This window comes from Luteimonas colneyensis (assembly GCF_014836665.1).
Taxonomy (GTDB): Bacteria; Pseudomonadota; Gammaproteobacteria; order Xanthomonadales; family Xanthomonadaceae; genus Luteimonas; species Luteimonas colneyensis.
This window is the reverse complement of record NZ_JACSQJ010000011.1, coordinates 1-25,366: the sequence shown is the minus strand read 5'-3', so window position 1 is coordinate 25,366 and position 25,366 is coordinate 1. Positions and strand designations below refer to the sequence as shown.

Below are 25,366 nucleotides of genomic sequence, written 5' to 3'. Positions count from 1 at the left end.
ATGGCCGGCGGCCGGCAGTGGGAGCAGGACGCGGAGATGCCGGGGGAGCACACCCCCTGTGTGCGCGACGGGCCGCGCAGACCACCACGGAGCCGACTTGCATCACGCCCCACCCCCGCAAGCATCTCTGGCCGCAGCAGACGCCGATCCAACATCAGCCAGCTCGAACGCAAGCCTCTTCCCCTCACCTGGGCGAAGAACCTTTTTCTGGTCGCCTCGGCAGGCAGGCCGGCGGACGCCCGCGCGAGGATTCATTCCCGATGCGGCCGGCTTGCTAGACTCCCGCGGTCATTTCGCCGGATCCCCCCATGCCCAAGCACGCCCCCCTCGCCGCCGCGCTCGCCGCCAGCCTCGCCCTCGCCCTTGTGGCCCCCGATGCAGACGCCCAGCGCCGCGGCGCGGCGCGCGCGCCGGCCGGCCCCACTGCCTGCGGCGACTTCTACGCCTTCGCCAACAAGGACTGGCTGGCCGCCAATCCGGCCCCGGCCACCGGCGCGATGTCGGCCCTGGGCGAGCTGCAGGCGCGCGTGCTCGAGCAGCAGCGCGAGCTGCTGTCCACGGCGATGAACGCACCCCAGGGCAACGTGCAGAAGCTGCTGGGCGACTTCTGGGCCAGCGGCCTCGACGAGGCCGCGGTGGAAGCCGACGGCGCCAACCCGATCGCCCCCCTGCTCGACCGGATCAACGGCATCCGCCGCGCCAAGGACATCCCGCCGTCCATCGCCGCCCTGCACCAGGTCGGCATCCCGGTGGTGTTCAACTTCAGCGCCGACCTCGACCTGGCCGACCTCGACCGCCACATCGGCTACTTCGCCCAGGGCGGCACCGGCCTGCCCGACCCGGCCTTCTACACCCGCGAGGACGCCGCGTCGCGCGAGATCCTCGGCCTGTACAACGCCTACGTGCAGCGCATCCTGGCGCTGACCGGCACCGCCGAGGCCGACCTCGCCACTGAAGCGCAGCTGGTGATCGACCTCGAGACCCGCATCGCGCGCGCGTCGCGCCCGATCGCCGACCTGCGCGACCCGCGGAGCAACTACGCCCTGGTCCCGACGGCGGACCTGGGCAAGGCGTACAAGCGCCTGCAGCTGGGCGAATTCCTCGCCGCCCAGGCGGTCGCCGACGACAGCGTGTCGATCGCCAACCCCGGGCTGTTCACGGCGCTCGACGGCCTCGTCGGCAGCCTCAAGCCCGCGCAGTGGAAGACCTACCTGCGCTTCCACGTCGGTGACGCGATGGCGCCCTATCTGTCGAAGGGCTTCCGCGACGCGGCCTTCGACTTCCGCGGCCGCGTGCTGCGTGGCGAAGCGGCGCAGCCCCCGCGCGAGCAGCTGGTGCTGGAGGCGATCAACCACGCCGCCGGCCAGATGGTCGCGCGCGAGTACGTCGGCCGCCACCTGCCCGAGGCCAACCGCAGCCGCGCCGAGGCCATCGCCGTGCAGGTGCGCGATGCGCTCAAGCGTTCCGTCGAAGGCGCCGCGTGGATGGACGACGCCACCCGCGCCGGCGCCATCGCCAAGCTCGACGCGCTGAAGATCGAGATCGGCGCCCCGGTGCGCGACATCGACTACACCGTGCAGCCCATGGGCCGCGGCAGCTTCGGCGGCAACATGCTCATTGCCTCCACCTGGCACCACCGCGAGGAGATGAAGCGCATCGGACGCGGCAACGCCCAGCGTCGCTGGCCGCTGCAGCCGCAGGAGCCGGCGCTGGCCTACGACGCCGCGCACAATCGCCTGCTGGTCTCGGCCGCGGTGCTGCAGCCGCCGGTGCTCGACATGTCGCTCGATGGCGCCGCGCACTACGGCAGCTTCGGCGCCCTGGTCGCCCACGAGCTCAGCCACGCCGTGGACGGCAAGGGCCGCCACGTCGACGCCACCGGCGCGATCCGCGACTGGTGGACGCCCGGCACCGCCGCCGCCTGGACCGACCGCCTGAACGCGCTGGCCGCCCAGTACGGCAACTACGACTACCCCGGCCTCACCGGGCGCAAGCTCAACGCCAGCCTGACCAGCGACGAGAACGCCGCCGACCTGGCCGCGGTCGAGATCGCCTGGAACGCTTTCAGCCAGGCCCAGCCCGAAGCCGCGAAGGAGGCCCGGCAGGCCTTCTTCGGGGCCTGGGCGGGGCTGTGGCGCGAGCAGGTCTCGCCGGCGGTCGCCGAGCAGCGCGCCAGCACCGCACTGCAGGCGCCCGGCCAGTGGCGCAGCAACGGCCCCCTGTCCAACCTGCCCGCCTTCAGCGAGGTCCACGGCTGCAAGGCCGGCAACGCGATGTTCCGCGCCGAAGCGGACCGCATCGGCCTCTGGCGCTGATGCCGACCGGGGCCCGCGCGGCGGCGCCCCGGCCTCAGAAGTGGCGGGCCCGCGGGGGCCCGCGACGGAACGGCGGCTGCCCGCGCCAGTAGCGGATCAGCAGCCAGCCGAACAGCATCCCGCCCAGGTGCGCGAAATGGGCCACCCCGGCCTGCGTGCCGGTGATCCCCATGAACAGCGTGATCACGCCGAACACGATCACCAGCGTGCGCGCCTTCATCGGGATCGGCGGGATCAGCAGCATCACCCGCTGGTGCGGGAACAGCATGCCGGTCGCCAGCAGCAGGCCGAACACCCCGCCCGACGCGCCGACCGTGGGGTACGGCAGCCCGCCCTCGAGCACGGACCAGCTGGCCACGCCGAGCTGGCACAGCCCCGCTCCGGCCACGCAGACCAGGAAGTAGGTCAGGAAGCGCTTCTGTCCCCAGACGTACTCCAGCTGCGCGCCGAACATCACCAGCGCCAGCATGTTGAACAGCAGGTGCGCCAGGTCGCCATGCAGGAAGCCGTAGCTCAGCAGCTGCCAGGGCAGGAAGCCGGACACTCCGGCGGCCGGCGCGTAGGCCTCCATCCCCATGGGCCACAGCATCAGCGGCGCGAACAGCGCGCTTCCAAGCAGCTTCTGCAGCAGGAACACGCCGACGTTGGCGATCAGCAGCGCCTTGGTCACGGGGGGAAGGTTGGTCAGCATTCGGGGGCCTCGCGGGGGACGCCCATGATACCGGTTGGCCCGACGCTTCCCTTCCCCTTCCGCTCAGGCGGGGCCCCAGACCTCGGCGTCGAGCGAGCGTCCGCGCGGAGCGGGGCGCACGCGGCCCGCGACGACCTGCACGCCCTCGGCGCGGAGCCGCCCGGCCTGTTCCCGCCAGGGATCCGAGTCCGCGGCGAAGGCGATGCGGCCGTCGCTGCGCAGCACGCGATGCCACGGCAGCTCGGGATCGTCGCTTGCCGCCAGCAGGCGGGCCACCCAGCGTGCCCGCCCGGGCAGCCCGGCGCGGCGCGCGACCTCGCCATAGCCCGCGACCTCGCCGCGCGGGATCGCACGCACGGCGGCCAGGATGCGTTCGGCGGGGTCGGCGGCAGGGGCCATTGCGCTAGGATAGCGACACGTCCGCCGCGCGGGTGCACCCCATGCAGAACTTCGAGCAGGTCCGCCGCCATCTCGGCAGCAACGGCTTCCGGACCACGGTCAACGAAGCCTTCGTGGTCGGCGTCGAGCTCAGCCTCGACGGCGGCCGCCGCCACCAGTCCATCTTCCTGTCCGAACTCCAGGACGACGATGGCCGCTGCTACCTTCGGGTCAGCACCGCCGTGGCGCCGATCACCGGCGTCGACGCGCGCCGCGCCCTGGCCTACAACTGGGGCAGCCGCGTCGGCTACCTCGCAATCGGCCAGCTGGACGACGTGCCCTACCTGCAGCTGTGCGAGAACCGGCCGTACGACGGCCTGGACGCGGCCGAGGTCGGCCGCCTGGTGCTGGAGATCGGCGGCATGGGCGACCGCCTGGAGCGCATGCTCAGCGCCGACGGTGACCTGCTCTGACCGGGGCATCTGTAGGAGCAGCTATAGCTGCGACGATCATCAGGTCGCAGCTATAGCTGCTCCTACATAGCGGCAGCACAGAGCCGCCGCACAGTGCGCCCCTACAGCAACCCCATCCAGCCAAGCAGGCGGTACAGCCCCCAGGCGATCGCGCCCGACATCGGGATGGTCAGGATCCAGGCGCCGATCATCTTCTCCACCACCGTCCACTTGATGGCGTTGAGGCGCTTGGCCGTTCCCACGCCCATGATCGCCGACGAGATGTTGTGGGTGGTCGACACCGGAATGCCCAGCGACGAAGCCGCCAGGATCACCGAGGCCGCGCTGGTCTCGGCCGCGAAGCCGTGGATCGGATGCAGCTTCACCAGTTTGTGGCCCAGCGTCTTGATGATGCGCCAGCCGCCTGCGGCGGTACCCGCGGCCATCACCAGCGCGCAGCTGATCTTGATCCAGGTGTCGATGTCGCCTTCCGCCAGCGCGCCCTCCGACGGATGCAGGAAGGCCAGCCAGCCCGGCAGCGCGTCCAGCGTGCCCGCCGACTGCGCGCTCACCAGCGCCAGCGCGATGATGCCCATGGTCTTCTGCGCGTCGTTCATGCCGTGCGCGAAGCCCATGCCGGCGGCGCTGACGATCTGCGCCTTGCCGAAGAAGCCGTTGACCCAGCGCGGACGGGCGATGCGCGCAAGCACGCCGCCGCTGCGCGCCATCATCGAGATGATGAAGAACAGCACGCCCATCATCAGGAAGCCCGCCGCGAAGCCCAGCAGCGGCGAACTCACCATCGGCACGATCACCTTCCACAGCACGCCGGCGCTGCGATAGACCGGCTCGGCGGGCTCGGACCAGATGATGGAGTCCCAGTTGTTCGACGTCGCCGCCAGCGCGGCGCCGATCAGGCCGCCGATCAGCGCATGCGAGGACGAGGACGGCAGGCCGAACCACCAGGTGATCAGGTTCCAGGTGATGCCGCCCAGCAGCGCGCACAGGATCAGCTGCGAGCCGACCTCGACCACGCCGGCGTCGATCAGGCCCGAGGCGATGGTCTTGGCCACCGCGGTGCCGGCCAGCGCGCCGATCAGGTTCATGCCCGCCGCCAGGCCGACCGCCTGCATCGGCGACAGCACCTTGGTCGCGACCACGGTCGCGATCGAGTTGGCCGTGTCGTGGAAGCCGTTGATGTACTCGAACGCCAGCGCGACCAGGATGACCACCAGCACCAGTGTCAGCATGGTGCCGGCCTCAGCTGTTCTTGAGCACGATTTCGTAGGCCACCACGCCGGCCTCGCGGCAGCGGTCGATGGCCTTCTCGAGGATCTCGAAGAACTCCTTGAGCAGGAACATCTGCTGGGCGTCGAGCTTGCCGGAGTAGATGTCGCGATAGAGCTCGAGCATCAGCCGGTCGGCCTCGTTCTCGATCGAGCGCAGCTCGTCGTTGAGGGCCTTCATCGGCTCGAGCTTGAGGTGGCGCAGCTGCCTCACCATCTTCACCACCACGCCCGCGGCCTGCTCGAGCATCGCCGCGCGCGGGGCGAAGTCGATGTGCTCGAGGTGGCGGGTCGCCAGCGAATAGCGGTCCGCGAACTTCTCGATCTGCTTGGGGATCTTGTACAGCGCCGAGCCCAGGGCCTCGATGTCCTCGCGCTCGATCGGGGTGATGAAGCTGTCCACCAGCGCCTGGCTGATCTTGTTCGAGGCCTCGCGCTCGCGCAGGCGGGCCAGCTTGAACGCGTCCAGCGCCGGCTGCCGGTCGGCCTCGCGCAGCATCTGGTGGAGCGCGACGGCGGCGTCCTGCGCGGCCTGGGCGGCCTCCTCCAGCAGCGTGTAGAACTGCTTGCCTTGGCCGAACATGGTCTGCAGGGAAAACATGGGGAATTCGCCTCTCGCGGTCTCGGGACGGAGCTGCCCGTGCACGCGGGCCCGCGGAATTATGACGGCATCATGACGATCCGCCCAGCATTTCCCGGACAGGGGCCAGCCGCCCCGGCCTGCTATGATCCCGCGGTGCCCAGCGCACCTGTGCCCCGGACCCCCATGGACGACGACCCAAGACCGCCCTCCCGCACCAGCGGGACCGCCCCCTCCGCCCTTCCCCCGCGGTATGTCCGCCCTGCACGGGAAGCCCGGAGATGATCGAACTACTGCTCATCATCCTGCTCCTGGTGGCCTGCAACGCCTTCTTCGCGCTGTCGGAGATGTCGGTCGTCACCTCGCGCAAGCCACGCCTGAAGCAGATGGCCGCCGACCAGCGGAGCGCGCAGAAGGCGCTGGAGCTGGCCGAACATCCCGAGCGCTTCCTGTCCACGGTCCAGGTGGGCATCACCCTGGTCGGCATCCTCTCGGGCATGCTGGTCGGCGACGCCCTGGGCGGGGAGATCGCCGCCTGGATCGGCTCCCACCTGCCGGTGGCCGGCACCTATGCCGGCACCATCGGCAAGGTGGTCGCGGTCGGCCTGATCACCTACGTCACCATCGTCCTGGGCGAGCTGTTGCCCAAGCGCCTGGCCCTGCTGGCGCCCGAGCGCCTGGCCAGCCTGGTGGCGGTGCCGATGCACTGGCTGTCGCGGATCGCCACGCCGGCGGTCTGGCTGCTCAGCGCCTCGGTGCGCGGCCTGTTGCGCCTGATGCGCCTGGGCGACAGCGAGGCCGCGCATGTCACCGAAGAGGAAATCCGGCTGCTGGTGAGCGAAAGCCACGAGCAGGGCGTGATCGACGCCGACGAGCGCAACATGATGAACCGCGTCATCTCGCTCGGCGACCGCGACACCGAAAGCCTGATGACGCCACGCACGCGCATCGCCTGGCTCGACGCCGGCGAAAGCCTGGAGGAGAACCTCGCCACCATGCGCGAGACGCCGTTCTCGCGCTATCCGGTGTACCGCGGCAGCGACGCCGAGGTGGTCGGCATCCTCGAGGTGAAGTCGCTGGTCGACCGTCTGCGCGCCGGTGAATTCGACCTGTTCGAACACCTGCGCGAACCGCTGTTCGTCTCCGAATCGACGCCTGCGCTGAAGCTCCTCGAGATCCTTCGCGAGGCGCAGCAGTCGCTGGCCCTGGTGGTCGACGAGTACGGCGACGTCACCGGCATCGTCAGCGTCAACGACGTGCTCGAGGCGGTGATCGGGCGCACTTCCACCGGCGAGGGCGCCGATGCGCATCCGCTGGTGGTCGAGCGCGAGGACGGCTCGCTGCTGGTCGACGGCGGCCTGGCCGCGGACTCGCTGCGCGAGCTGATGGACGGCAAGCCGCTGCCCGATGGCGACGACCGCGACTACAACACCGCCGCCGGCATGACGATCGCGCATTTCGGGCGCATCCCCAACGTCGGCGAGCACTTCGACTGGGCCGGCTGGCGGATCGAGGTAGTCGACCTCGACGGTCCCCGCATCGACAAGCTCCTGCTGCAGCGGATCGCGGCCACGCCGGTGGGCGATGGCTGACGCGCGTCGCGACCCGCCGCGCGCCAGCGCGCGGGCGGTGCTCGCCGCGCTGGCCGCAGGACCGGCCGACGACGTGGTCACCCTGCGCTCGATGATGGAAGGGCTGGGCGGCAGCCTGTTCGGCATGCTGCTGTTCATCGCCACCCTGCCCGCCTTCCTGCCGATCCCGGGCGTGGCCGGCGCGCTCAGCGGGCCGCTGGTGAGCCTGGTCGGACTGCAGCTGCTGGTGCTGATGCGTCGGCCCTGGCTGCCGCGGATGGTCGCCAGCCGCGGCCCCCGGCGCGGCACGCTCGCGCGCTTCGAACAGCGCATCTCGCCTTGGCTGGCGCGGCTCGAGCGCCTGGTGCGGCCGCGGCTGCCGGGCATGATCGACCACCCGGCCGCGACCTTCGTCACCGGGCTGCTGCTGGTCCTGCTGGGCGTGCTGCTGGCGCTGCCGATCCCGTTCACCAACTACGTGTTCGGCGTCCTGCTGCTGGGCTACGCCTTCGCCCTGCTCGAGCGCGACGGCGCGCTCATGCTCGTGGCCTGGTGCGCGGGGCTGGCGGCGATCGCGGTGTTCGGGGCGGCCGGCGGCACGCTGGGAGTGCTGGCCATCGACTGGATCATGCCGGGCCGCTGAGGGCGGCGCGGCGGCGCGACCTCAGCCCAGCAGGCCGCGGAAGTCCTGCCCGGTCATCGGGTGGCCCAGCCAGTAGCCCTGGGCCAGGTCGCAGCCGCGCTCGCGCAGCACGTCGTACTGCCCTTCCTTCTCCACGCCCTCGGCCACCACGGTGATGCCCAGCGAATGCGCCATGGCGATGATCGCCGTGGTCAGCGCCAGGTCGTCGGGGTCGCGCAGGACGTCGGCGATGAAGCTGCGATCGATCTTGACCCCGTCCACCGGCACCCGACGCAGGTGGCTCAGGCCCGAGAAGCCGGTGCCGAAATCGTCCAGCCACACCTTGACGCCGGCATCGCGCAGGCGCGCGAGCAGGCTGCTCACGCGCACCTCGTCGCCGATCACCGCGGTCTCGGTCAGCTCGATGTGCAGGCCGGCGGCCGGCAGCCCGGTCGTGGAGAGCACATGGTCGACCAGCGCGGCGAGGTCGCCGTTGCGCAGCTGCCGCGGCGAGACGTTGACCGAGACGAACACGTCGCAGCCGGGGAAGTCGCGCCGCCACTGCATGGCGTCGGCGCAGGCCGCGCGCAGCACCTGCGGGCCGATGGTCTCGATCAGGCCACTCTGCTCGGCGACGTCGATGAACACCGACGGCGCCACCGCCCCGTGCTCGGGATGCTGCCAGCGCAGCAGCGCCTCCGCACCGACCAGGCGGCGGTCCTGGAGCCGGTACACCGGCTGGTAGGCCAGGCTGAGTTCGCCGCGCTCCCAGGCGCCGCGCAGGTCCTGCTCCATGCGCACCCGGCGCTCCACCGCCTGGTCCATCGCACGGCTGTAGAAGCGGTGGCAGTTCTTGCCGGCGACCTTCGCCTGGTACATCGCGATGTCGCCGTTCTTCATCAGCATGGTGGCGCCGACGGCATCGTCCGGGAACACGGTGACGCCGATCGAGGTGCCGAGGAAGACCTGGCGCCCGGCGACCACGATCGGGCGGCTGAGCTCGGCCACCAGGGTTTCCGCCAAGTGGCCGGCGACCTCGCGGATGCCGTCGGCGGCGTCCGCGTCCGACTCCACCAGGATCACGAACTCGTCGCCGCCGAAGCGGGCCAGCACCGCGCCGTCCCCGCCCAGGCGGTCCACCGTCTCCGAGATCCGGTTGGCGAACTGCACCAGCACCTCGTCGCCCGCGTCGTGTCCGAGGGTGTCGTTGACGCGCTTGAAGTCGTCGATGTCGGCGAACAGCAGCGCCAGCTGCCGGCTCGCGCCGTGCAGCTCCATCAGCCTGCGGTCGAGCGACTCGCGGAACGCCAGCCGGTTGCCGAGGCCTGTCAGCGCGTCGGTGTAGGCCATGCGGCGCATGTCGCGGTCATGGCGCGCGATGCTGTCGCGCATCCGCCCGAAGGCGCGCACCAGGTCGCCGACCTCGTCGCTGCGGCGGCTGTCCGGCATCTCGGCGACGAAGTTGCCGCCTTCGATCTGGCGGGCGGCGTCGGCCAGCTCGCGCACCGGGCGCACCAGCGTGCGCTGGACCAGCATGCCCAGCCCCACGGCCAGCAGCACCAGGCCCGCCATCAGGGTCGCGATCCAGCCGGCATGGCGCTGGCCGATCGCCACCAGGCGCTGGCCCATGCCGTCGGAGGCGCGCTGCTCGTCGGCCACCACCGAGGCCAGCGAATAGCCCACCCGCAGCCCGCCCAGGCGCTCGTCGCCGATGTACAGCGGCACCGCCACGTCCAGCACATCGTTGCTGGCCTGGATGTGCGGCGCGCGCGCGGTCACCACCTCGAAGGCCATCGGATCGTCCATCACCTGGCCATAGGTGCGGATGTCGCGCGAGCCGTCGTGGATCACCGCGCCGGTGTTGTCGTAGACCAGCGCGTAGGCGACGTCGGGCTGCTTGAGCCCGGCGCGCAGCAGGCTGCCGATCGTATCGAGGTCGAAGTAGTACAGCGGGTTGACCAGGCTGCCGGCCAGCTCCACGGCCGCGGCCTCGGAGCGCTCGGCCAGGCGGTCGAACGCGAGCGCGTGCATGGACTCGCGCCCCAGGTCGAGCACCTCGCGGCGCATCACTTCCTGCCGGTGCAACACCACCGCCACGACCGCGAGCACCGCCAGCACCGCCAGCACCAGCGAGACGAGGAACCGCGCGTAGAGCCCGCCGCCCCTCATTCGATCACCCTGCCGACGTTGGATACGCCGGCGCGCAGCAGCTCCAGGGCGCGCGCGGTGTCGTCGTCGATGGGCAGGAAGCGGGTGGTGCCGAAGAAGCGCTGCAGCGCTTCGCTGGCCGCCGGATCGTTGCCCGCGGCGGCCAGCACCTCGCGCAGCCGCCCGGCGACCGCGGGATCCAGGTCGCCGCGCACCATTTCAAGACCACGGGGGAAGGTGCCGGTGGCATGGAACACCACCAGGTCGCGCCGATAGCTCTCGGGCATGCCCTGCACGCTCTCCCAGTCGAGGTTGCTGAAGGCGCCGGCATCGACCAGGCCCTTGTGCACCCAGGTCGAGATGTTGAGTTCGGAGCGTGCGAACAGGTAGCCGACCGAGCCTTCCGCCGGACGGTCGGTGGGCGACAGCAGGATCTCCATGTCCAGGCCGCGGTCGATCAGGCTCATCGCGGGCACGAAGTAGGCGCTGGTCGAGGTCGGGTTCTGGAAGGCGAGGCTGCGCCCGCGCAGGTCCTCCAGGCCGGTGATGCCGCTGTCGCGGCGCGCGATGAACACCGTGTGGTAGCTGCCCACGCCGTTGCGCTCGGTCAGCAGCAGCGGGCGCGCACCGGCGCGCGTCTGCAGCGCCATCGCGCTGCCCGAGGTCTCGGTGACCCAGTCCACGCGCCCCCGGCGGAGGTAGCTCTCCATCTGCCGGCTGTCGCGCGCCATCAGCACGCGGCCCTCGCGGATGCCGACGTCGGCCATGCGCGGCACCACGTAGTCGAGCAGCTGCTTGAGCTGGTCGTAATGGGCGGCGGGGTCGTCGCTGATGCGCCCGAGCACCAGCACGCCGGGTTCCGCGGCGGCGGCGGGGACGCAGAGTGCGAGCGACGCGGCCATCGCGGCCAGGAGCTGGCGGAGGCGACGGGGCATGTGGATGGTGCTCGCACCCTGCAGGCGGGGAATGCCGCAGGTTAGCCGAAAACATGACCGCCAGCACATCTCAGCGCGATCCGCCGTCGCGTTCCCCGGCCAGCTGCGCCATCCGCTGGGCATCGGCCAGTACGCCACGCAGCAGCCGGACCTCGCGCTCGTCCAGTCCGCAGCGCAGGAAAATGCGCCGCAGCTTGCGCAGGGCCGACTCCGGCGCGCGGCCCTTGTGGAAATCGATGGCGTCGAGCGTGTCGCCGAGCTGGTGGAAGAAGCCCTCGAGCTGGGCATGGCTGGCGGGCGCCTCGCGGTGCCCGTCGCCACCGCCGGTCGGCAGTCCCGCGCGCTCCAGAGTGGCGATCCGCAGCTCGTAGGCGAGCACCTGGACGGCTGCGGCCAGGTTGAGCGAGCTGTAGTCCGGGTTGGCGGGGATGTGCACGGCGGCATGGCAGAGCTGCAGCTCGTCGTTCTCCAGCCCCGTGCGCTCGCGGCCGAAGACCAGGGCCACGGGCGCGCCGGACAGCGCGGCATCGAGCAGGCGCGCGGCGCCCGCGCGCGGCGACAGCTCCTCCAGCTGGATCCGCCGGCTGCGCGCGGTGCAGCCGAGCACCAGGGCGCAGTCGGCCACGGCCTCGGCAAGGCTGCCGACGATCGTCGCGGCCGCCAGCACGTCGTCGGCACCGGCGGCCATCGCCACCGCGTCGGGATGCGGGAAGCGCTCGGGCGCCACCAGCACCAACCGCTCCAGGCCCATCGTCCTGATGGCGCGGGCGGCCGAGCCGATGTTGCCGGGATGCGAGGTGCCGACGAGGACGATGCGGACGTCGCCGGCTGGCTGGGGGACGGTGTTCATGGGCGCGAATGGTAAACTGTGCGGCGGCCTCGAGCCGCCCTGCTCTTTTCCCCTGCCGCCTACCCCACGCCGGAGCCCGTCCCCGATGCAACAACCTGCCGTCAACATCATGGTCAAGGCGGCCCGCGCCGGCGGCAACGTCCTGCTGCGCCACATGCACAAGCTCGACGCGATCAACGTCGTCGAGAAGGACCGCATGGACTACGCCAGCGAGGTCGACCGCCTGGCCGAAGCGGCGGTGGTCAAGGAACTGCGCCGGGCCTATCCCGAATACGCGGTGCTGGGCGAGGAGTACGGCGAGCAGAAGGGCAGCCGCGGCGCCAGCCGCTACACCTGGGTGATCGATCCGCTCGACGGCACCAGCAACTACCTGCGCGGCTTCCCCCACTGGTGCGTCTCGATCGCGCTGTGCGAGGGCCCCGAGCCGCTGCACGGCGTGATCTTCGACCCCCTGCGCAACGAGCTGTTCACGGCCACGCGCGGCGGCGGCACCCAGCTCAACGAGAAGCGCGTGCGCGTGGCCGAGCGCAAGGACCTCAACGGCGCCACCATTGCCACCGGCTTCCATCCGCGCGAGCGCCAGCGCACCGCGGCGCAGTTCGACTGCCTGCGCCAGGTCCTGTCGGTGGCCGAGGACGTGCGCCGCACGGGATCGGCCGCGCTCGACCTCGCCTACGTGGCGGCGGGCCGCCTCGACGGTTATTTCGAGGCCGGCGTGCAGGCCTGGGACATCGCCGCGGGCATGCTGATGGTGCGCGAAGCCGGCGGCAAGGTCACCGACTACAAGGGCGCGGTGATGGGTCCGGTGCACGTGGCGATGCAGAGCCGCCAGATCGTGGCCGGCAACCTGCGGGTGTCCGAGGCGCTGCAGAAGAACATCGTCGCGTCGGGATACGCCGCCGCTTACTGAGGCTGTGCGGTGCCCGCCGCGGATGCAGGGGGGATGACCAGCCGGAATCTGCGCTGTCCTGCTCCCACTTCCGGCCGCCGGCCATCCATGGCCGGCTCTGGCCATCCCCCCTGCCTCCATGACGGGTCCGACTTCTTTCGCGATCCTGTGGCCTGAAGAGCCAGCCAGCGGCGAACATGGCCTACCCGGCAATCGGGTGGCTTCCCGCCATGTCGCTTTTGATCTCCGTGCCGACGCCGATGATGGTCGGAGCCCGTTCCGGACGAAGGCCGGCAGGACGCCTGGTCGAGCTGCGATGCGATGCCTGCTGCCACGCAGGGATCCATGGCAAGTGCCGCGCCTTTTTCCAGCGGCCCGCCGGGATGTTGCACGCTTCGGCGCGTGGCCTGCTGACGGGAAGTCAAGGAGGAGATGCCGGTCCGGCGGGCCGGCATCGGGGGACATGAGCGGCAGCAGGCCTTGCGTCGCGAAGCCACGCAGCGCCCCCACCCGCGCTCTTACCCGGCACCCGGCGCGACAAGAGCCCAAAGAAAAACCCCGCCACCAGGCGGGGCTTTTTCGATCGGAGCGCCGCGCGACTCAGGGCCTGCGGGCGAGCTCCGCGTCGTCCCGGGCCTTGGGCAGCAGGTCCTGCTTGGTGACCTTGAGGAAGCCCATGGTCAGCAGCGGGCAGGCCACCAGGATCGACGACAGCGTGCCGATCACGATGCCGAACATCATCGCCAGCGACATGCCTTCCAGCGAGCCGCCGCCGTAGAGGAACAGCGCCAGCACCGTCAGGAACGCCACCACCGAGGTGATGATCGTGCGCGACAGGGTCTGGTTGATCGAGGCGTTCAGCACCTCCATCGGCGGCGCGCGCATGCTGCGGAAGTTCTCGCGCACGCGGTCGAAGACCACGATCGTGTCGTTGATCGAGAAGCCCATCACCGAGAGCAGGCCAGCCAGCACCGTGAGGTCGAACTCGTGTCCGCTGAGCGCGAACCAGCCGGCGACGATCAGCACGTCGTTGAGCGTGGTGACGATGGCCGCGACCGCGAACTTCCACTCGAAGCGGAAGCCGATGTAGATCAGGAAGCCCACGACCACGAACAGCAGCGCATAGACCGCGTTCTCCGCCAGGTCGCGGCCGACCTGCGGGCCGACGAACGCACTGCTCTGGATGGTGGCCGGGTTGTCGGGCAGCGACGCGGCCTCCCTCACCTCGTCGGCAGTGCGGCTGGTGGCATCGGCGCTGGTCTCGCCGTCGCGCGGCTGCAGCCTGACCAGCAGGTCGCTGCCGCTGCCGAAGGTCTGCACCTGGGCGCCGGGATAGCCGGCGTCGGCCAGGCGCTCGCGCACGCCGTCGACGTTGGCGGGCTGCTGGAAGCGCAGCTCGACCACGGTGCCGCCGGTGAAGTCGAGCGCGTAGTTGAAGCCCTTGCCGGCGATGGCGCCGATGGCGGCGATGGCCAGCAGCATGAAGGCCGCCACCGCCACCCAGCGCAGGCGCATGAAGTCGAGGTTCGGGGTGGCCGGGATGAGGCGCAGGGGAAAGATGTTCATGTGTCGTGTGCCCGCGTCAGATGGCCAGGGTCTTGAGCTTGCGCTTGCCGCCGTAGACCAGGGTGGCGATGCCGCGCGAAACGGTCACCGCGGTGAACACCGAGGTCAGGATGCCGATCACCATCGTCACCGCGAAGCCCTTGAGCGGGCCGGTGCCGAAGGCGAACAGCGCCACGCCGGCCAGCAGCGCGGTCATGTTGGAGTCGAAGATCGTGCCCGAGGCCTTGTCGTAGCCGTTGGCGATCGCCGCCCGCGGCGGCATGCCCGCGCGCAGCTCCTCGCGGATGCGCTCGTTGATCAGCACGTTCGCGTCGACCGACATGCCGATCGACAGCGCCAGGCCGGCGAAGCCAGGCAGCGACATGGTGGCGCCGAACACGCTCATGATCGCGACCACCATCAGCAGGTTGAGCAGCAGCGCGACACAGGTGAACAGGCCGAACATGCGGTAGTAGATGCCGAAGAACAGCAGCGTGAACACGAAGGCGTACAGCACCGCCGTGGTCCCGCGCGCGACGTTCTCCTTGCCGAGGCTGGGGCCGACGATGCGCTCTTCGATGAAGTCCATCGGCGCGGCCAGCGAGCCGGAGCGCAGCAGGCGCGCCAGGCTGTCGGCCTCGGCCTTCTCCAGGCCCGTGGTCTGGAACTGCTTGCCGAACACGCCGTTGATGTTGGCGACCGAGATCACCTCCTCGCTGACGCGGAAGCTGCGCACTTCCTCGCCCGCGGCGTTGGTGGTCACCTGCGGCACGCGCTCGATGTACACCACCGCCATCGGCTTGCCGACGCTGACCGAGGTGAAGTCGAACATGCGCTGGCCGCCGACGTTGTTGAGCGTGACGCTCACCGCGGGCATGCCGTTCTCGTCCAGCGTGGACTGCGCGGCGACCATCTGCTCGCCGGACGCGATCACGCGCTTGGACAGCAGCACCGGGATCGGCTTGCCGTCCAGCCCCGTGCGGCGCTCGTAGTACACGCGCGCCTCGGGGGGCACGTTGCCGGTGGCGGCCGCGTCGTAGGGATCGCCGTCGATCACCGCGCGGTATTCCAGCGTGGCGGTCGCGCCGATCATGCGCTTGGCCTCGGCCGTGTCCTGCACGCCGGGCAGCTGCACGACCACGCGGTCGCTGCCTTGGCGGGTGATCACCGGCTCGCCCACGCCGACTTCGTCGACGCGGTTGCGCAGCGTGGTGATGTTCTGCTCGATGGCGTCGGCCGAGATCTGGTTGAGCTCGGTCTCGGGCACGCGGATGGTGATGCGGCTGCCCACGGCCTCGCGCAGCAGGGTCGGCTGCGCGGTCGCCAGCAGCGTCATCGCGCGATCGGCGTCGGCGGCATCGCTGAGCTGCGCCACGGTGGTGCCGGTCGCATTGCGCTCGACCGACTCGTAGCGGATGCGGTTGTCGCGCAGGATCGCGCGGACCTCGTCGGCGTAGGCGTCCAGGCGCTTGTCCAGCGCCGCCTTCTGGTCTACCTGGAGCACGAAGTGCACGCCGCCCTGCAGGTCGAGGCCGAGCAGCATGGGCTTGGCGCCGAACCAGGACAGCCAGTCGGGCACGGTCGACGCGAGGTTGAGCGCCACCACGTACTGGTCACCCAGCACCGGGCGCAGCGCGTCGGCGGCCTTCGTCTGGTCGTCCAGGTCGAACAGGCGGACCATGCGCTCGCCCTCGCCTTCGGTGTCGACCGACTTCGGCGTGACGCCGGCGGCGGACAGCGCCTCGTCGATCTTCGCGTCCAGCTCGACGCCGGTGGCGGCGCCGCGGTTGGACGTGATCTGGACCGAGGGATCCTGCGGATAGATGTTGGGCAGCGCGTACAGCGTCGCCAGCAGCACCACGAGGAGGATGACGACGTACTTCCAGCGGGGAAATTCGAGCATGGTCGGGTCTTGCGCGAGGTCGTCCCGCGGGCGGGAGTGACGGGTTCTGGAGCGGGCGTCGGCCCGGGACCGGCACCCAGGCCGGGACCCATGGCCTCCGGCGGGTGTCAGGCGGCCTTGAGCGAACCCTTGGGCAGCACGTTGCCGACGGCGTTCTTCTGCACGCGGATCTCGACGTTGTCGGCGATCTCGACGGTGACGAAGCTGTCGCCCACGCGGCGCACCACGCCGGCGATGCCGCCGCTGGTGATCACCTCGTCGCCGACCGCCAGCTTCTCGACCATGTTCCGGTGTTCCTTCGCGCGCTTCATCTGCGGGCGGATCATCAGGAAGTACATGATCAGCAGCAGGATCACCGGGAAGGCGAACATGCTCAGCGGGCTCTGCGCCGCGGGCGCGGCCTGGGCGTAGGCGGGGGCGATGAGGAAGTCGAGCAGGTTCATTCGGGGCGGTCCGGTGCGGAAATCAGCTGGTTAGTATGCCACGGCGACGTCGGAAGGCGTTCCGGGGGCGCCGCCGGCCAGGCGCGTGCCGCGTGGAAAGACCGCCGGAAGGCCTCGAAGGTTCCCGAGGCGATCGCGGCACGCATGTCGGCCATGAGCTTCTGGTAGTACCAGAGGTTGTGCAGGGTGCCCAGGATCGGGCCCAGCATCTCGTTGCAGCGGTCCAGATGGCGCAGGTAGGCACGCGTGTAGCCGCCGGCGCAGGCCGCGCAGCCGCAGCCCTCCTCGATCGGCCGCAGGTCGTGCTCGTACTTCGAATTGCGGATGCGCACGGTGCCGAAGGAGGTGAAGTAGTGGCCGTTGCGCGCGTTCCGGGTCGGCATCACGCAGTCGAACATGTCCACGCCTCGGGCGACGCCGTCGACCAGGTCCTCCGGCCGGCCCACGCCCATCAGATACCGCGGGCGGTCCACCGGCAGCTGCGGGCAGGTGTGCTCGAGCATGGCGTTGCGCTCGGCCTCGGTCTCGCCCACGGCCAGGCCGCCGATGGCGTAGCCGTCGAAGCCGATGTCCTTCAGGCCCGCCGCCGAGCGCGTGCGCAGGTCGTGGTGCACCCCGCCCTGCACGATCCCGAACAGTGCCGCGTCGTTGCCCTCGTGCGCGCGCTTCGAGCGCTCCGCCCAGCGCAGCGACAGCTCCATCGAGCGCTCGATCACGCGCTTGTCGACCGGCTGGCCGTCCTTCTGCACCGGCGGGCACTCGTCGAAGATCATCACGATGTCCGAGCCCAGCACCTTCTGGATGTGCATCGATTCCTCGGGGCCGATGAAGACCCTCGAGCCGTCGGTGGGCGCGGCGAAGGTCACGCCGGCCTCGGTGATCTTCCGCCGGTGCGCCAGCGAGAACACCTGGAAGCCGCCGGAGTCGGTCAGGATCGGCCCATCCCAGCGCGCGAAGCCATGCAGGCCGCCATGCGCCCCGATCACCTCCAGCCCCGGGCGCAGGTACAGGTGGAAGGTGTTGCCCAGGATGATCTCCGCGCCGAGCTCGCGCACCTGTCCCGGCAGCATGCCCTTGACCGTCCCGTAGGTGCCGACCGGCATGAAGGTCGGCGTCTCCACCGTGCCGCGCGGGAACGTCAGCCGGCCGCGGCGCGCGGCGCCGTCGCTGGCGAGCAGGTCGAAGTGCATGCGGGACATCGGGGGCCTGGGATCCGGTGGGCCGGGTATTGTCGCGGAACCGCGGGGTGTTTGCTTCGGTGGGGGTATCGGAAAAGCCTTTGCCACGGATTACGCGGATAGCGCGGATTTACACGGATAGAGCAAAAGCAGTCGCGTTTGCAGCAGCAGCTACGGCTACGCCCCCGGGAACCCCTGGTGGCCCCTCTGGAACGCGGACTCCGGACAAGTGCCTCGCATCTGACCAATCCCCTTCGCGGCCATAGCCCCCCCCCGACAGAAAGCTTTCGCTCTATCCGTGTAAATCCGCGCTATCCGCGTAATCCGTGGCAAAGCTTTTGCTCTTCAATACGCCCCCTCAGTCGAAGCCGACCGGCGTGCCGTCCACCAGCCGCAGCCGCAGCGTCGTGCCGGGTGCCAGGCCGGCCAGGGATGCAGCGTCGGCGTCGTCGAGGTCGACTTCGACGAGGGCACCGCCGTCCAGGCGCAGGCCGAGCACGTGGCCCGGGCCACGGAACGCCAGCGCGACCAGCTCCGCCGCGACCGGCCCCTGCGCATCCGGGCGCAGTGCGTGCGGGCGCAGCAGCACGTCGCCGCTGCGCGCCAGGCCGAGCGCCGACGCCGGCACCAGGCTGCCGCGGCCGATGAAGCCGGCCACGAAGCGGTCCGCAGGTCGCCGGTACAGGGCCTCGGCGCAGTCCCACTGCAGGATCCGGCCGCGGTCCATCACGCCGATGCGGTCGGCCATGGCGAAGGCCTCCGACTGGTCGTGGGTCACCATCAGCACGGTCGCGCCGGAGGCCTTCAGCAGCTGCCGCAGCTCAGCCGCCAGGGTCTGGCGGGTGTCGGTGTCGAGGTTGGAGAAGGGCTCGTCGAGCAGCAGCAGCGCCGGCCCCGGCGCCAGCGCGCGGGCCAGCGCGACGCGCTGCTGCTGGCCGCCGGACAGCTCATGCGGATACGCCCCGCCGCGCTCGCCGAGGCCGACCAGAGCCAGCATCTCCGCCACCCTCGCCCGCTGCTCCGCGCGCGTGCGGCCGCGCAGGCCGAAGGCGATGTTGGCCGCGGCGTCCATGTGCGGGAACAGCGCGTAGTCCTGGAACATCATCCCGACGCTGCGCTGTTCCGGCGGCAGCGACAGCCCGGACGCGGCCACGCGACGGCCCTGCACGTCGATGCTGCCCTCCAGCACCGGCTCGAAGCCCGCCACCGCGCGCAGCACCGTGGTCTTGCCGCAGCCCGACGCGCCCAGCAGGCAGCCGATCCCGCCCGCCCCCAGCGACAGCGAGAGCCCATCCACCACCACCCTGGTGCCGCCTCCCGGGGCCGGGTAGCCGACGCGGATGCCCGCGATGTCCAGCAGCGGGTCGGTCACGACATCTTCTCCCGTCCGTAGCGCACGCCGGTGCGCGCGAGCAGCACCACCGGCAGCAGGCCGACGGCGACGATCAGCAGCGCCGCCACCGCGCCTTCCTCATAGGTGCCCCGCGAGGCCTCGGCATACAGCCAGGTCGCAAGGGTCTCGAAGTTCAGCGGTCGCAGCAGCAGCGTGGCCGGCAGCTCCTTCATCGCGTCCACGAACACCAGCAGCGCCGCCGCGGCCAGCGCCGGTCGCAGCAGCGGCAGGTGGATCCGGCCCAGGGTCGAACCCGGAGCATGGCCGAGGCTGGCCGCGGCCTGGTCGAGGCTGGGCGGGATGCGCGCAAGCCCGGCCTCGACGCCGCCGGCGGCGACCGCCATGAAGCGCACGGCATAGGCGAGCACCAGCGCCGCCGCCGAACCCATCAGCAGCATCCTCGGGCTCATGCCGGTCGCGGCCAGCACGGCGTTGGCGCCGTCGTCGAACCAGGCCAGCGGCAGCAGCAGGCCGATCGCCAGCACCGTGCCCGGCACCGCGTAGCCCAGGCTGCCGGAGCGCAGCGCAAGCAGCGCCCCGGCCGCGCGCCGGCGTCCCTGCGCCAGGCGCATCGACCAGCCCAGCACCAGGCCCGCGGCCAGGGTCACCACGGTGGCCGCGGCGGCCACGCCCACGGTGTTGCCGACGCTCGCCAGCAGGCGCGGCGACACGCCGTGCTGGCCGACGCGCTCGAACGCCTCCCACGCCAGATAGCCGGCGGGAAGCAGGAAGCCCACCAGCACCGGGAACAGGCCGAGCGCCAGCGCCAGCGCCGCCGCGCCACCGCGCAGCCGCTGCGGACGCATCGGGCGCGGGCGCTCGCCCGCCGCATAGCGCTGGCGCCGCCGTGCGTAACGCTCCAGCGCCAGCAGCGCGACCACGATCGCCAGCATCGCCAGCGCGATCTGCGCCGCGCCCGGCAGGTCCGAGCGCGTCACCCAGGTGGTGTAGACCGCGACCGTCATGGTCTGCACGCCGAGGAACTCGGAGGCGCCGATGTCGTTGAGCACCTCCATCAGCGCCAGCGCCGTGCCGACCGCGATCGCCGGCCGCGCCAGCGGCAGCGCCACGCGCCGGAACACCTGCGCCGGCGTGGCGCCGAGCGTACGCGCCGCGTCCAGCAGCCCCGCGGCCTGGGTCATGAACATGGCGCGCGTGGTCAGGTAGACGTAGGGATAGAGCACGAAGCCCAGCAGCACGATGCAGCCCGCCAGGCCGCGGATGTCGGGCAGGCGGAAGTCGCGGGGACTGTCGTAACCGAGCAGGTCCCGCACCAGCCCCTGCACCGGCCCCAGCGGATGCAGCAGGTCCAGGTAGGCGAAGGCGACGATGTAGGTCGGCACCGCCAGCGGCAGCAGCAGCGCCCAGGCCACGGTGCGCCGCCCCGGGAAGTCGAAGGCCGTCACCAGCCAGGCCGCCCCGGTGCCGATCGCCACCACCAGCACGCCGACGCCGACCAGCAGCGCCAGCGTGTTGCGCGCCGCACCCGGAAGCACGTAGCGGGCGACGTGGGTCCAGAGCCCCTCCTGCCCGCCCTGCAGCGCCGTCCAGGCGAGCGAGACCAGCGGCAGCAGGACCAGCGCGGCGATCGCGACCGCCGCCCACTGCCACGGACCTTCGGGCAGCAGGCGGCGCAGGCCGCGGCCGGACGGGCCGCGGACCACCGGGTGCAGCGCACCCGCGGAGACTCCGGTCGCCGCCACTCCGCCGTACCGTCGGATCAGGACGTCAGTTGTCGAAGCCGACCTTGTCGACCAGCGCGCTGGCCTCGCGGCGGTTGGCCACCACCTCGGTCAGCGGCAGCGGATCGACCGTCAGCGTGCCGAAGCTGGCGACCACCGGGTCGAGCTCGACGCCGGCCTTGACCGGGTATTCGTAGTTGGCGCGTGCGTACAGGCTCTGCGCCTCGTCGGACACCAGGTACTCCATCAGCTTCACCGCGTTGTCGCGGTTGGGCGCATGCGCGGCCAGCGCGGCGCCGCTGATGTTGACGTGGGTGCCGCCGCCGTCGACGTTGAAGGTCGGACGGATCACCTTGATCGCCTCGCCCCACTGGTGCTGCTCGGAACCGGGCTCGGCGTTCTTCATCCGGCCGACGTAGTAGGCGTTGGCGATGCCGATGTCGCAGATGCCCGCGAGGATGTCGCGGGCCACGTCGCGGTCGCCGCCGGCGGCCTTGCGCGCCAGGTTGGCCTTGACGCCGCCCAGCCAGGTTTCGGTCTCGGCGGCGCCGTGGTGGGCGATCATCGCCGCGAACAGGCTGGTGTTGTAGGGATGCTGGCCGGAGCGGATGCAGACCTTGCCCTTCCACTTCGGGTCGGCCAGGTCTTCGTAGTGGAAGGTTTCGAGATCGAGGTCCTTGTGCGCGTACAGCACGCGGTCGCGCAGGCTCATCGCGAACCACTGGTCGTCGGCGCCGCGCAGGTGCGCGGGGATCGCCGCTTCCAGGACCTCGGACTGCAGCGCCTGGGTGTGGCCGGCCTCGACCAGGTCGAGCATGTTGCCGGTGTCGACCACCATCAGCACGTCGGCCACCGAGCGCTCGCCTTCGGCGCCGAGGCGCTCGAGCAGGCCGTCCTTGAGCAGGACGGTGTTGACCTGGATGCCCGAGCTGACGGTGAACGCGTCCAACAGCGGCTGGATCAGGCCCGGCTCGCGCGTGGTGTAGAGATTGACCTCGCCCCCCGCGGCTGCGACCGCCGCCCCGTCCGCGGACGGGGCGGCGGCGGCCGCATCGGCGTCGGCATCGGCGGCGGGCTGGCCGCCACCGCAGGCGGCGAGCAGGATGACGGCGCAGGCGCTGGCGAGCGCGGCGCGGGGAAGACGGAACGAAGGCTTCACGGGCATCTCCTGGGTGCGTGCAAGACGTGCGGCGGGCCGCTCAAATGAGAATGATACTCGACCAGCGCGCGCTCAGTCGTTGCGATGAAGCAACATCGCGTCCCCGTAGGAGAAGAAGCGGTAGCGCTGGCGCACCGCGTGCGCATAGGCCGAAAGCACCCGCTCACGCCCCGCGAACGCCGACACCAGCATCAGCAGCGTCGACTCCGGCAGGTGGAAGTTGGTCAGCAGGATGTCGGCCGAGGTGATGCGGTAGCCGGGCACGATGAAGATCGCGGTCTCGCCGGCGAACGGGTGCAGCTCGCCGTCCACGGTGGCCGACTCCATCGCCCGCATCACCGTGGTGCCGACCGCCACCACCCGGCCGCCGGCCGCGCGCGTGCGCCGCACCTGTTCGACCAGGGCCGCGCCGACGTTGATCCACTCGCTGTGCATACGGTGATCGCGCACGTCGTCCACGCGCATGGGCTGGAAGGTGCCGGCGCCGACGTGCAGCGTGACATGGCCGGTTTCGACGCCGCGATCGCGCAGCGCCTCGAGCAGCGCCTCGTCGAAGTGCAGGCCCGCGGTCGGCGCCGCCACCGCGCCGGCCTCGCGCGCGAACACGGTCTGGTAGCGCTCGGCATCGTCGGCGCCCGGCTCGCGCTGGATGTAGGGCGGCAGCGGCATGCGCCCCGCCTTCTCCAGCCAGGCCTGCAGCGCGCCGTCGACGTGGAAGCGCAGGTGGTGGAAACCGCCGTCGCGGCCCACCACCTCGGCCACGCCGCCGGCGTCGAGTTCGATCAGGTTGCCGGGCTTCGGGGTCTTGCTGGCGCCGACCTGGGCACGGGCCTCGTTGCCCGGCAGCAGGCGCTCGATCAGGATCTCCACGCGCCCGCCGCTGCCCTGCTTGCGGCCGAACAGCCGCGCCGGGATCACCCGGGTGTCGTTGAACACCAGCAGGTCGCCGGTGCGGAGGAACTCCGGCAGCTCGCGCACCTGGCGGTCGTCGTACCCGGCATCGCCGGGCGGCACCACCAGCATGCGGCTGGCCGAGCGCTCGGCCAGCGGCGCCTGCGCGATCAGCGCCTGCGGCAGATCGAAGGAAAAATCGGACTTCTTCACGCGGGCCTCAGCGTTCGAACTTGGTCGACAGCAGCAGCGTCGAGGTGGTGCGCTCGACGCCATCCAGGGCGCCGATGCGGTCGGTGAGCTCGTCCATTTCGCCGATGGTCGCCACCACCGCCATCGCCACCAGGTCCCAGGCGCCGTTGACCGAGTGCAGCGCGCGCACGCCAGGAAGCTGGCGCAGCGCCTCGACCACGGCCGGCGCCTGCTTCGGGAACACGGTGATCATGATCAGCGCGCGGATGCGTTCGCGCTCGTGCTGGTCGTCCACCCGCACGGTGTAGCCGGCGATCACGCCGCTGCGCTCCAGGCGCTCGATCCGGCTCTGAACCGTGGTCCGCGACAGCTGCAGCCGGCGCGCGATCGCGGCGGTGGGCATGCGCGCGTCCTCGCGCAGCAGCGACAGTAGGGCTTCGTCGGCAGGACTGAGCTTCATGCGCGGATTCTATCGTCGATCCGCCGAAAACAGCAGGGTTTTCGAGCAGATCGCACCTACCAAGCGACGAACGCCTGCCGATACGATAGGGGAATCGCGCGGCCACCCGGCCCGCAGCCGTACAGGAGAGACCGCCATGACCGCCACCGTGACCGCCGCCCTCGCCCCGCTCCGCGCCCGCAAGGGCCAGCGCCGCACCCCGGGTCTCGACGACGCCACCCTGGAGCGCCTGGCCGCCGGCCATCCCGAGCTGCGCGCCGCCATCGACGCCGCCGCGGCCGAGTTCGCGCACGTCCAGGCGGACTTCGGCGACCTCCTCGACCTCGACGAGGACACCCAGATCGCCGCCATCCAGGCCGGCTACGTCAACTTCTATCCGCAGGACGGCGTGAACCCCTACGTCGCCCTCGCCGCCCGCGGCCCCTGGATCGTGACCCTCAAGGGCGCGGTGCTGTACGACACCGGCGGCTACGGCATGCTCGGCTTCGGCCACGCGCCGGAGCAGGTGCTGGCCGCCATGGCCAAGCCGCAGGCGCTGGCCAACATCATGACCCCGAGCCTGTCGCAGCTGCGCCTGGACCGCGCGCTGCGCGCCGAGATCGGCCACAGCCGCGGCGGCTGCCCGTATGCGGCCTTCATGTGCCTCAATTCCGGCTCCGAGTCGGTATCGCTGGCCGCGCGCATCGCCGACACCAATGCCAAGACCCTGACCGACCCGGGCGCGCGCCACGCCGGCCGCACGGTCAAGCGCCTGGTGGTCAAGGGCGCCTTCCACGGCCGCACCGAGGCCCCGGCGCTGTACTCCAATTCCACGCGCAAGGCCTACGAGGGCGCGCTGGCGAGCTACCGCCACGAGGACAGCGTGCTGGTGGTGGCGCCCTACGACATCGATGCGCTGAAGCAGGCCTTCGCCGACGCCGATGCGAAGGGCTGGTTCATCGAGGCGATGTTCCTGGAGCCGGTGATGGGCGAAGGCGACCCCGGCCGCAGCGTGCCGGTGGACTTCTACGCCGCCGCGCGCGAACTGACGAAGGCGCATGGTTCGCTGCTGCTGGTCGACTCGATCCAGGCCGGCCTGCGCGCCACCGGCACGCTGTCGATCGTCGACTACCCCGGTTTCGAGGGGCAGGAGGCGCCGGACATGGAGACCTACTCCAAGGCGCTCAACGCCGGCCAGTTCCCGCTGTCGGTGCTGGCGGTCGACAAGCGCGCCGCCGGCATCTACAAGCGCGGCACCTACGGCAACACCATGACCGGCAACCCGCGCGCGGCCGACGTCGGCGTGGCGGTGCTGGGCATGGTCACCCCGGAGGTCCGCGCCAACATCCGCACCCGCGGCGCGCAGGCGATCGAGAAGCTCGAAGCGCTGAAGGCCGAGCTGGGCGGGCTGATCACCAAGGTCCAGGGCACCGGCCTGCTGTTCTCCTGCGAGCTGTCGCCGGAGTTCAAGGGCTATGGCGCCGGATCCACCGAGGAGTGGCTGCGCGAACAGGGCCTGGGCGTCATCCACGGCGGCGAGAACTCGCTGCGCTTCACCCCGCGCTTCCAGATGGGCGAGGACGAGCTGGACCTGGTGGTGTCGATGGTCAGGCGCGCCCTGCTCGAAGGGCCGAAGGTGAAGGCGGCGGCCTGAGCGGCCAGCGCCTGCTGACCAGGGGGCCGGCTCTCAGGAGCCGGCCTCTTTTTTTGGTTCTTCGCCCAACCGGGGGAATGTTCGCGTTGGTGTTTTTCGGGCTGCGGCGGCCCGGCGCGGACGCAGGGGGGATGCCCAGCCGGAATCTGCGCTGTCCTGCTCCCACTTCC

General features: G+C 71.0%; 21 protein-coding genes and 2 pseudogenes. 6 read left to right on the top strand and 17 right to left on the bottom strand.

All coding sequences use genetic code 11. The features are described 5' to 3' along the window. The first annotated feature begins 308 nt into the window (after positions 1-308). Complete coding sequence (locus H9645_RS13945; protein WP_191730289.1) at positions 309-2,315, top strand: M13 family metallopeptidase; 2,007 nt, start codon at positions 309-311, stop codon at positions 2,313-2,315. 34 nt (positions 2,316-2,349) lie between these two features. On the opposite strand, the gene H9645_RS13940 is transcribed toward H9645_RS13945, so the two are convergent. Together H9645_RS13940 and H9645_RS13935 are read right to left on the bottom strand one after the other, a co-directional pair. Further along, positions 2,350-3,006, bottom strand: a complete 657-nt coding sequence (locus H9645_RS13940) for a rhomboid family intramembrane serine protease (protein WP_191730288.1) — start codon at positions 3,004-3,006, stop codon at positions 2,350-2,352. A gap of 63 nt (positions 3,007-3,069) precedes the next feature. Then, on the bottom strand, positions 3,070-3,405 hold the full coding sequence (locus H9645_RS13935; protein ID WP_191730287.1) for an MGMT family protein: 336 nt from the start codon (positions 3,403-3,405) through the stop codon (positions 3,070-3,072). 41 nt (positions 3,406-3,446) lie between these two features. Here H9645_RS13935 and H9645_RS13930 point away from each other — a divergent pair, with 41 nt between their 5' ends. Then, complete coding sequence (locus H9645_RS13930; protein ID WP_189495489.1) at positions 3,447-3,857, top strand: hypothetical protein; 411 nt, start codon at positions 3,447-3,449, stop codon at positions 3,855-3,857. A gap of 101 nt (positions 3,858-3,958) precedes the next feature. On the opposite strand, the gene H9645_RS13925 is transcribed toward H9645_RS13930, so the two are convergent. Together H9645_RS13925 and H9645_RS13920 are read right to left on the bottom strand one after the other, a co-directional pair. Beyond that, on the bottom strand, positions 3,959-5,086 hold the full coding sequence (locus H9645_RS13925; protein WP_191730286.1) for an inorganic phosphate transporter: 1,128 nt from the start codon (positions 5,084-5,086) through the stop codon (positions 3,959-3,961). 10 nt (positions 5,087-5,096) lie between these two features. Further along, complete coding sequence (locus tag H9645_RS13920; RefSeq protein WP_191730285.1) at positions 5,097-5,723, bottom strand: DUF47 domain-containing protein; 627 nt, start codon at positions 5,721-5,723, stop codon at positions 5,097-5,099. A 260-nt stretch (positions 5,724-5,983) separates the two neighbouring features. On the opposite strand from H9645_RS13920, the gene H9645_RS13915 reads away from it, so the two are divergent. Beyond that, the gene (locus H9645_RS13915) at positions 5,984-7,294 is read left to right on the top strand and encodes a hemolysin family protein (protein ID WP_189495483.1); all 1,311 of its coding nucleotides are present in this window, start codon (positions 5,984-5,986) and stop codon (positions 7,292-7,294) included. Next, the gene (locus tag H9645_RS13910) at positions 7,287-7,916 is read left to right on the top strand and encodes an exopolysaccharide biosynthesis protein (RefSeq protein WP_191730284.1); all 630 of its coding nucleotides are present in this window, start codon (positions 7,287-7,289) and stop codon (positions 7,914-7,916) included. The genes H9645_RS13915 and H9645_RS13910 overlap by 8 nt, the downstream gene beginning before the upstream one ends. 21 nt (positions 7,917-7,937) lie before the next feature. Here the strand turns inward: H9645_RS13910 and H9645_RS14430 are convergent. The 4 genes and pseudogenes from H9645_RS14430 to H9645_RS13895 form a co-directional block, all read right to left on the bottom strand. After that, a pseudogene (locus H9645_RS14430) lies at positions 7,938-8,678 on the bottom strand (putative bifunctional diguanylate cyclase/phosphodiesterase); the annotation flags it as partial. 75 nt (positions 8,679-8,753) lie between these two features. Continuing rightward, positions 8,754-9,431 (bottom strand): annotated as a pseudogene (locus H9645_RS14425) (diguanylate cyclase domain-containing protein); the annotation flags it as partial. A 629-nt stretch (positions 9,432-10,060) separates the two neighbouring features. Then, positions 10,061-10,984, bottom strand: coding sequence for a phosphate/phosphite/phosphonate ABC transporter substrate-binding protein (locus tag H9645_RS13900; RefSeq protein ID WP_425490253.1), 924 nt, complete (start codon positions 10,982-10,984; stop codon positions 10,061-10,063). Positions 10,985-11,048: 64 nt separating this feature from the next. Continuing rightward, positions 11,049-11,828: an RNA methyltransferase gene (locus H9645_RS13895; protein ID WP_191730281.1), complete on the bottom strand. Its 780-nt coding sequence runs from the start codon at positions 11,826-11,828 to the stop codon at positions 11,049-11,051. Between the two features lie 85 nt (positions 11,829-11,913). Here H9645_RS13895 and H9645_RS13890 point away from each other — a divergent pair, with 85 nt between their 5' ends. Then, positions 11,914-12,738 (top strand): inositol monophosphatase family protein, encoded by an 825-nt coding sequence (locus tag H9645_RS13890; RefSeq protein ID WP_191730280.1) that lies wholly within the window; start codon positions 11,914-11,916, stop codon positions 12,736-12,738. Between the two features lie 579 nt (positions 12,739-13,317). Here H9645_RS13890 and secF read toward each other — a convergent pair. The 9 genes from secF to H9645_RS13845 all read right to left on the bottom strand — a co-directional run bounded on the left by secF (position 13,318) and on the right by H9645_RS13845 (position 23,563). After that, positions 13,318-14,283 carry a protein translocase subunit SecF gene (gene secF / locus H9645_RS13885; RefSeq protein ID WP_191730279.1) on the bottom strand — a complete coding sequence of 322 codons (966 nt, stop codon included), beginning with the start codon at positions 14,281-14,283 and terminating at the stop codon, positions 13,318-13,320. 16 nt (positions 14,284-14,299) lie between these two features. Further along, positions 14,300-16,165, bottom strand: a complete 1,866-nt coding sequence (secD, locus tag H9645_RS13880; protein WP_191730278.1) for a protein translocase subunit SecD — start codon at positions 16,163-16,165, stop codon at positions 14,300-14,302. 107 nt (positions 16,166-16,272) lie between these two features. Then, positions 16,273-16,608: a preprotein translocase subunit YajC gene (gene yajC / locus H9645_RS13875; RefSeq protein WP_189495466.1), complete on the bottom strand. Its 336-nt coding sequence runs from the start codon at positions 16,606-16,608 to the stop codon at positions 16,273-16,275. Further along, on the bottom strand, positions 16,605-17,807 hold the full coding sequence (gene tgt, locus H9645_RS13870; protein WP_191730277.1) for a tRNA guanosine(34) transglycosylase Tgt: 1,203 nt from the start codon (positions 17,805-17,807) through the stop codon (positions 16,605-16,607). Before tgt ends, yajC begins: the two co-directional genes overlap by 4 nt. A gap of 337 nt (positions 17,808-18,144) precedes the next feature. Further along, positions 18,145-19,158: an ABC transporter ATP-binding protein gene (locus H9645_RS13865; RefSeq protein WP_318240559.1), complete on the bottom strand. Its 1,014-nt coding sequence runs from the start codon at positions 19,156-19,158 to the stop codon at positions 18,145-18,147. Further along, positions 19,155-20,882 (bottom strand): ABC transporter permease, encoded by a 1,728-nt coding sequence (locus H9645_RS13860; protein ID WP_318240558.1) that lies wholly within the window; start codon positions 20,880-20,882, stop codon positions 19,155-19,157. Before H9645_RS13860 ends, H9645_RS13865 begins: the two co-directional genes overlap by 4 nt. A gap of 25 nt (positions 20,883-20,907) precedes the next feature. Further along, positions 20,908-22,020, bottom strand: a complete 1,113-nt coding sequence (locus H9645_RS13855) for a Fe(3+) ABC transporter substrate-binding protein (protein ID WP_318240557.1) — start codon at positions 22,018-22,020, stop codon at positions 20,908-20,910. A gap of 72 nt (positions 22,021-22,092) precedes the next feature. Further along, on the bottom strand, positions 22,093-23,124 hold the full coding sequence (queA, locus tag H9645_RS13850; protein WP_318240556.1) for a tRNA preQ1(34) S-adenosylmethionine ribosyltransferase-isomerase QueA: 1,032 nt from the start codon (positions 23,122-23,124) through the stop codon (positions 22,093-22,095). Between the two features lie 7 nt (positions 23,125-23,131). Further along, complete coding sequence (locus H9645_RS13845; protein ID WP_191730274.1) at positions 23,132-23,563, bottom strand: Lrp/AsnC family transcriptional regulator; 432 nt, start codon at positions 23,561-23,563, stop codon at positions 23,132-23,134. A 136-nt stretch (positions 23,564-23,699) separates the two neighbouring features. Between H9645_RS13845 and H9645_RS13840 the strand changes: the two genes are divergently transcribed. Further along, on the top strand, positions 23,700-25,196 hold the full coding sequence (locus H9645_RS13840) for an aminotransferase class III-fold pyridoxal phosphate-dependent enzyme (protein ID WP_191730273.1): 1,497 nt from the start codon (positions 23,700-23,702) through the stop codon (positions 25,194-25,196). Positions 25,197-25,366 lie beyond the last annotated feature (170 nt).

Excerpts from the sequence above, each read along its gene's own strand:
- H9645_RS13945 (WP_191730289.1), top strand. The coding sequence starts at position 309 with ATGCCCAAGCACGCCCCCCTCGCCGCCGCGCTCGCCGCCAGCCTCGCC.
- H9645_RS13940 (WP_191730288.1), bottom strand. The coding sequence starts at position 3,006 with ATGCTGACCAACCTTCCCCCCGTGACCAAGGCGCTGCTGATCGCCAAC.
- H9645_RS13935 (WP_191730287.1), bottom strand. The coding sequence starts at position 3,405 with ATGGCCCCTGCCGCCGACCCCGCCGAACGCATCCTGGCCGCCGTGCGT.
- H9645_RS13930 (WP_189495489.1), top strand. The coding sequence starts at position 3,447 with ATGCAGAACTTCGAGCAGGTCCGCCGCCATCTCGGCAGCAACGGCTTC.
- H9645_RS13925 (WP_191730286.1), bottom strand. The coding sequence starts at position 5,086 with ATGCTGACACTGGTGCTGGTGGTCATCCTGGTCGCGCTGGCGTTCGAG.
- H9645_RS13920 (WP_191730285.1), bottom strand. The coding sequence starts at position 5,723 with ATGTTTTCCCTGCAGACCATGTTCGGCCAAGGCAAGCAGTTCTACACG.
- H9645_RS13915 (WP_189495483.1), top strand. The coding sequence starts at position 5,984 with ATGATCGAACTACTGCTCATCATCCTGCTCCTGGTGGCCTGCAACGCC.
- H9645_RS13910 (WP_191730284.1), top strand. The coding sequence starts at position 7,287 with ATGGCTGACGCGCGTCGCGACCCGCCGCGCGCCAGCGCGCGGGCGGTG.
- H9645_RS13895 (WP_191730281.1), bottom strand. The coding sequence starts at position 11,828 with ATGAACACCGTCCCCCAGCCAGCCGGCGACGTCCGCATCGTCCTCGTC.
- H9645_RS13890 (WP_191730280.1), top strand. The coding sequence starts at position 11,914 with ATGCAACAACCTGCCGTCAACATCATGGTCAAGGCGGCCCGCGCCGGC.
- secF (WP_191730279.1), bottom strand. The coding sequence starts at position 14,283 with ATGAACATCTTTCCCCTGCGCCTCATCCCGGCCACCCCGAACCTCGAC.
- secD (WP_191730278.1), bottom strand. The coding sequence starts at position 16,165 with ATGCTCGAATTTCCCCGCTGGAAGTACGTCGTCATCCTCCTCGTGGTG.
- yajC (WP_189495466.1), bottom strand. The coding sequence starts at position 16,608 with ATGAACCTGCTCGACTTCCTCATCGCCCCCGCCTACGCCCAGGCCGCG.
- tgt (WP_191730277.1), bottom strand. The coding sequence starts at position 17,807 with ATGTCCCGCATGCACTTCGACCTGCTCGCCAGCGACGGCGCCGCGCGC.
- H9645_RS13845 (WP_191730274.1), bottom strand. The coding sequence starts at position 23,563 with ATGAAGCTCAGTCCTGCCGACGAAGCCCTACTGTCGCTGCTGCGCGAG.
- H9645_RS13840 (WP_191730273.1), top strand. The coding sequence starts at position 23,700 with ATGACCGCCACCGTGACCGCCGCCCTCGCCCCGCTCCGCGCCCGCAAG.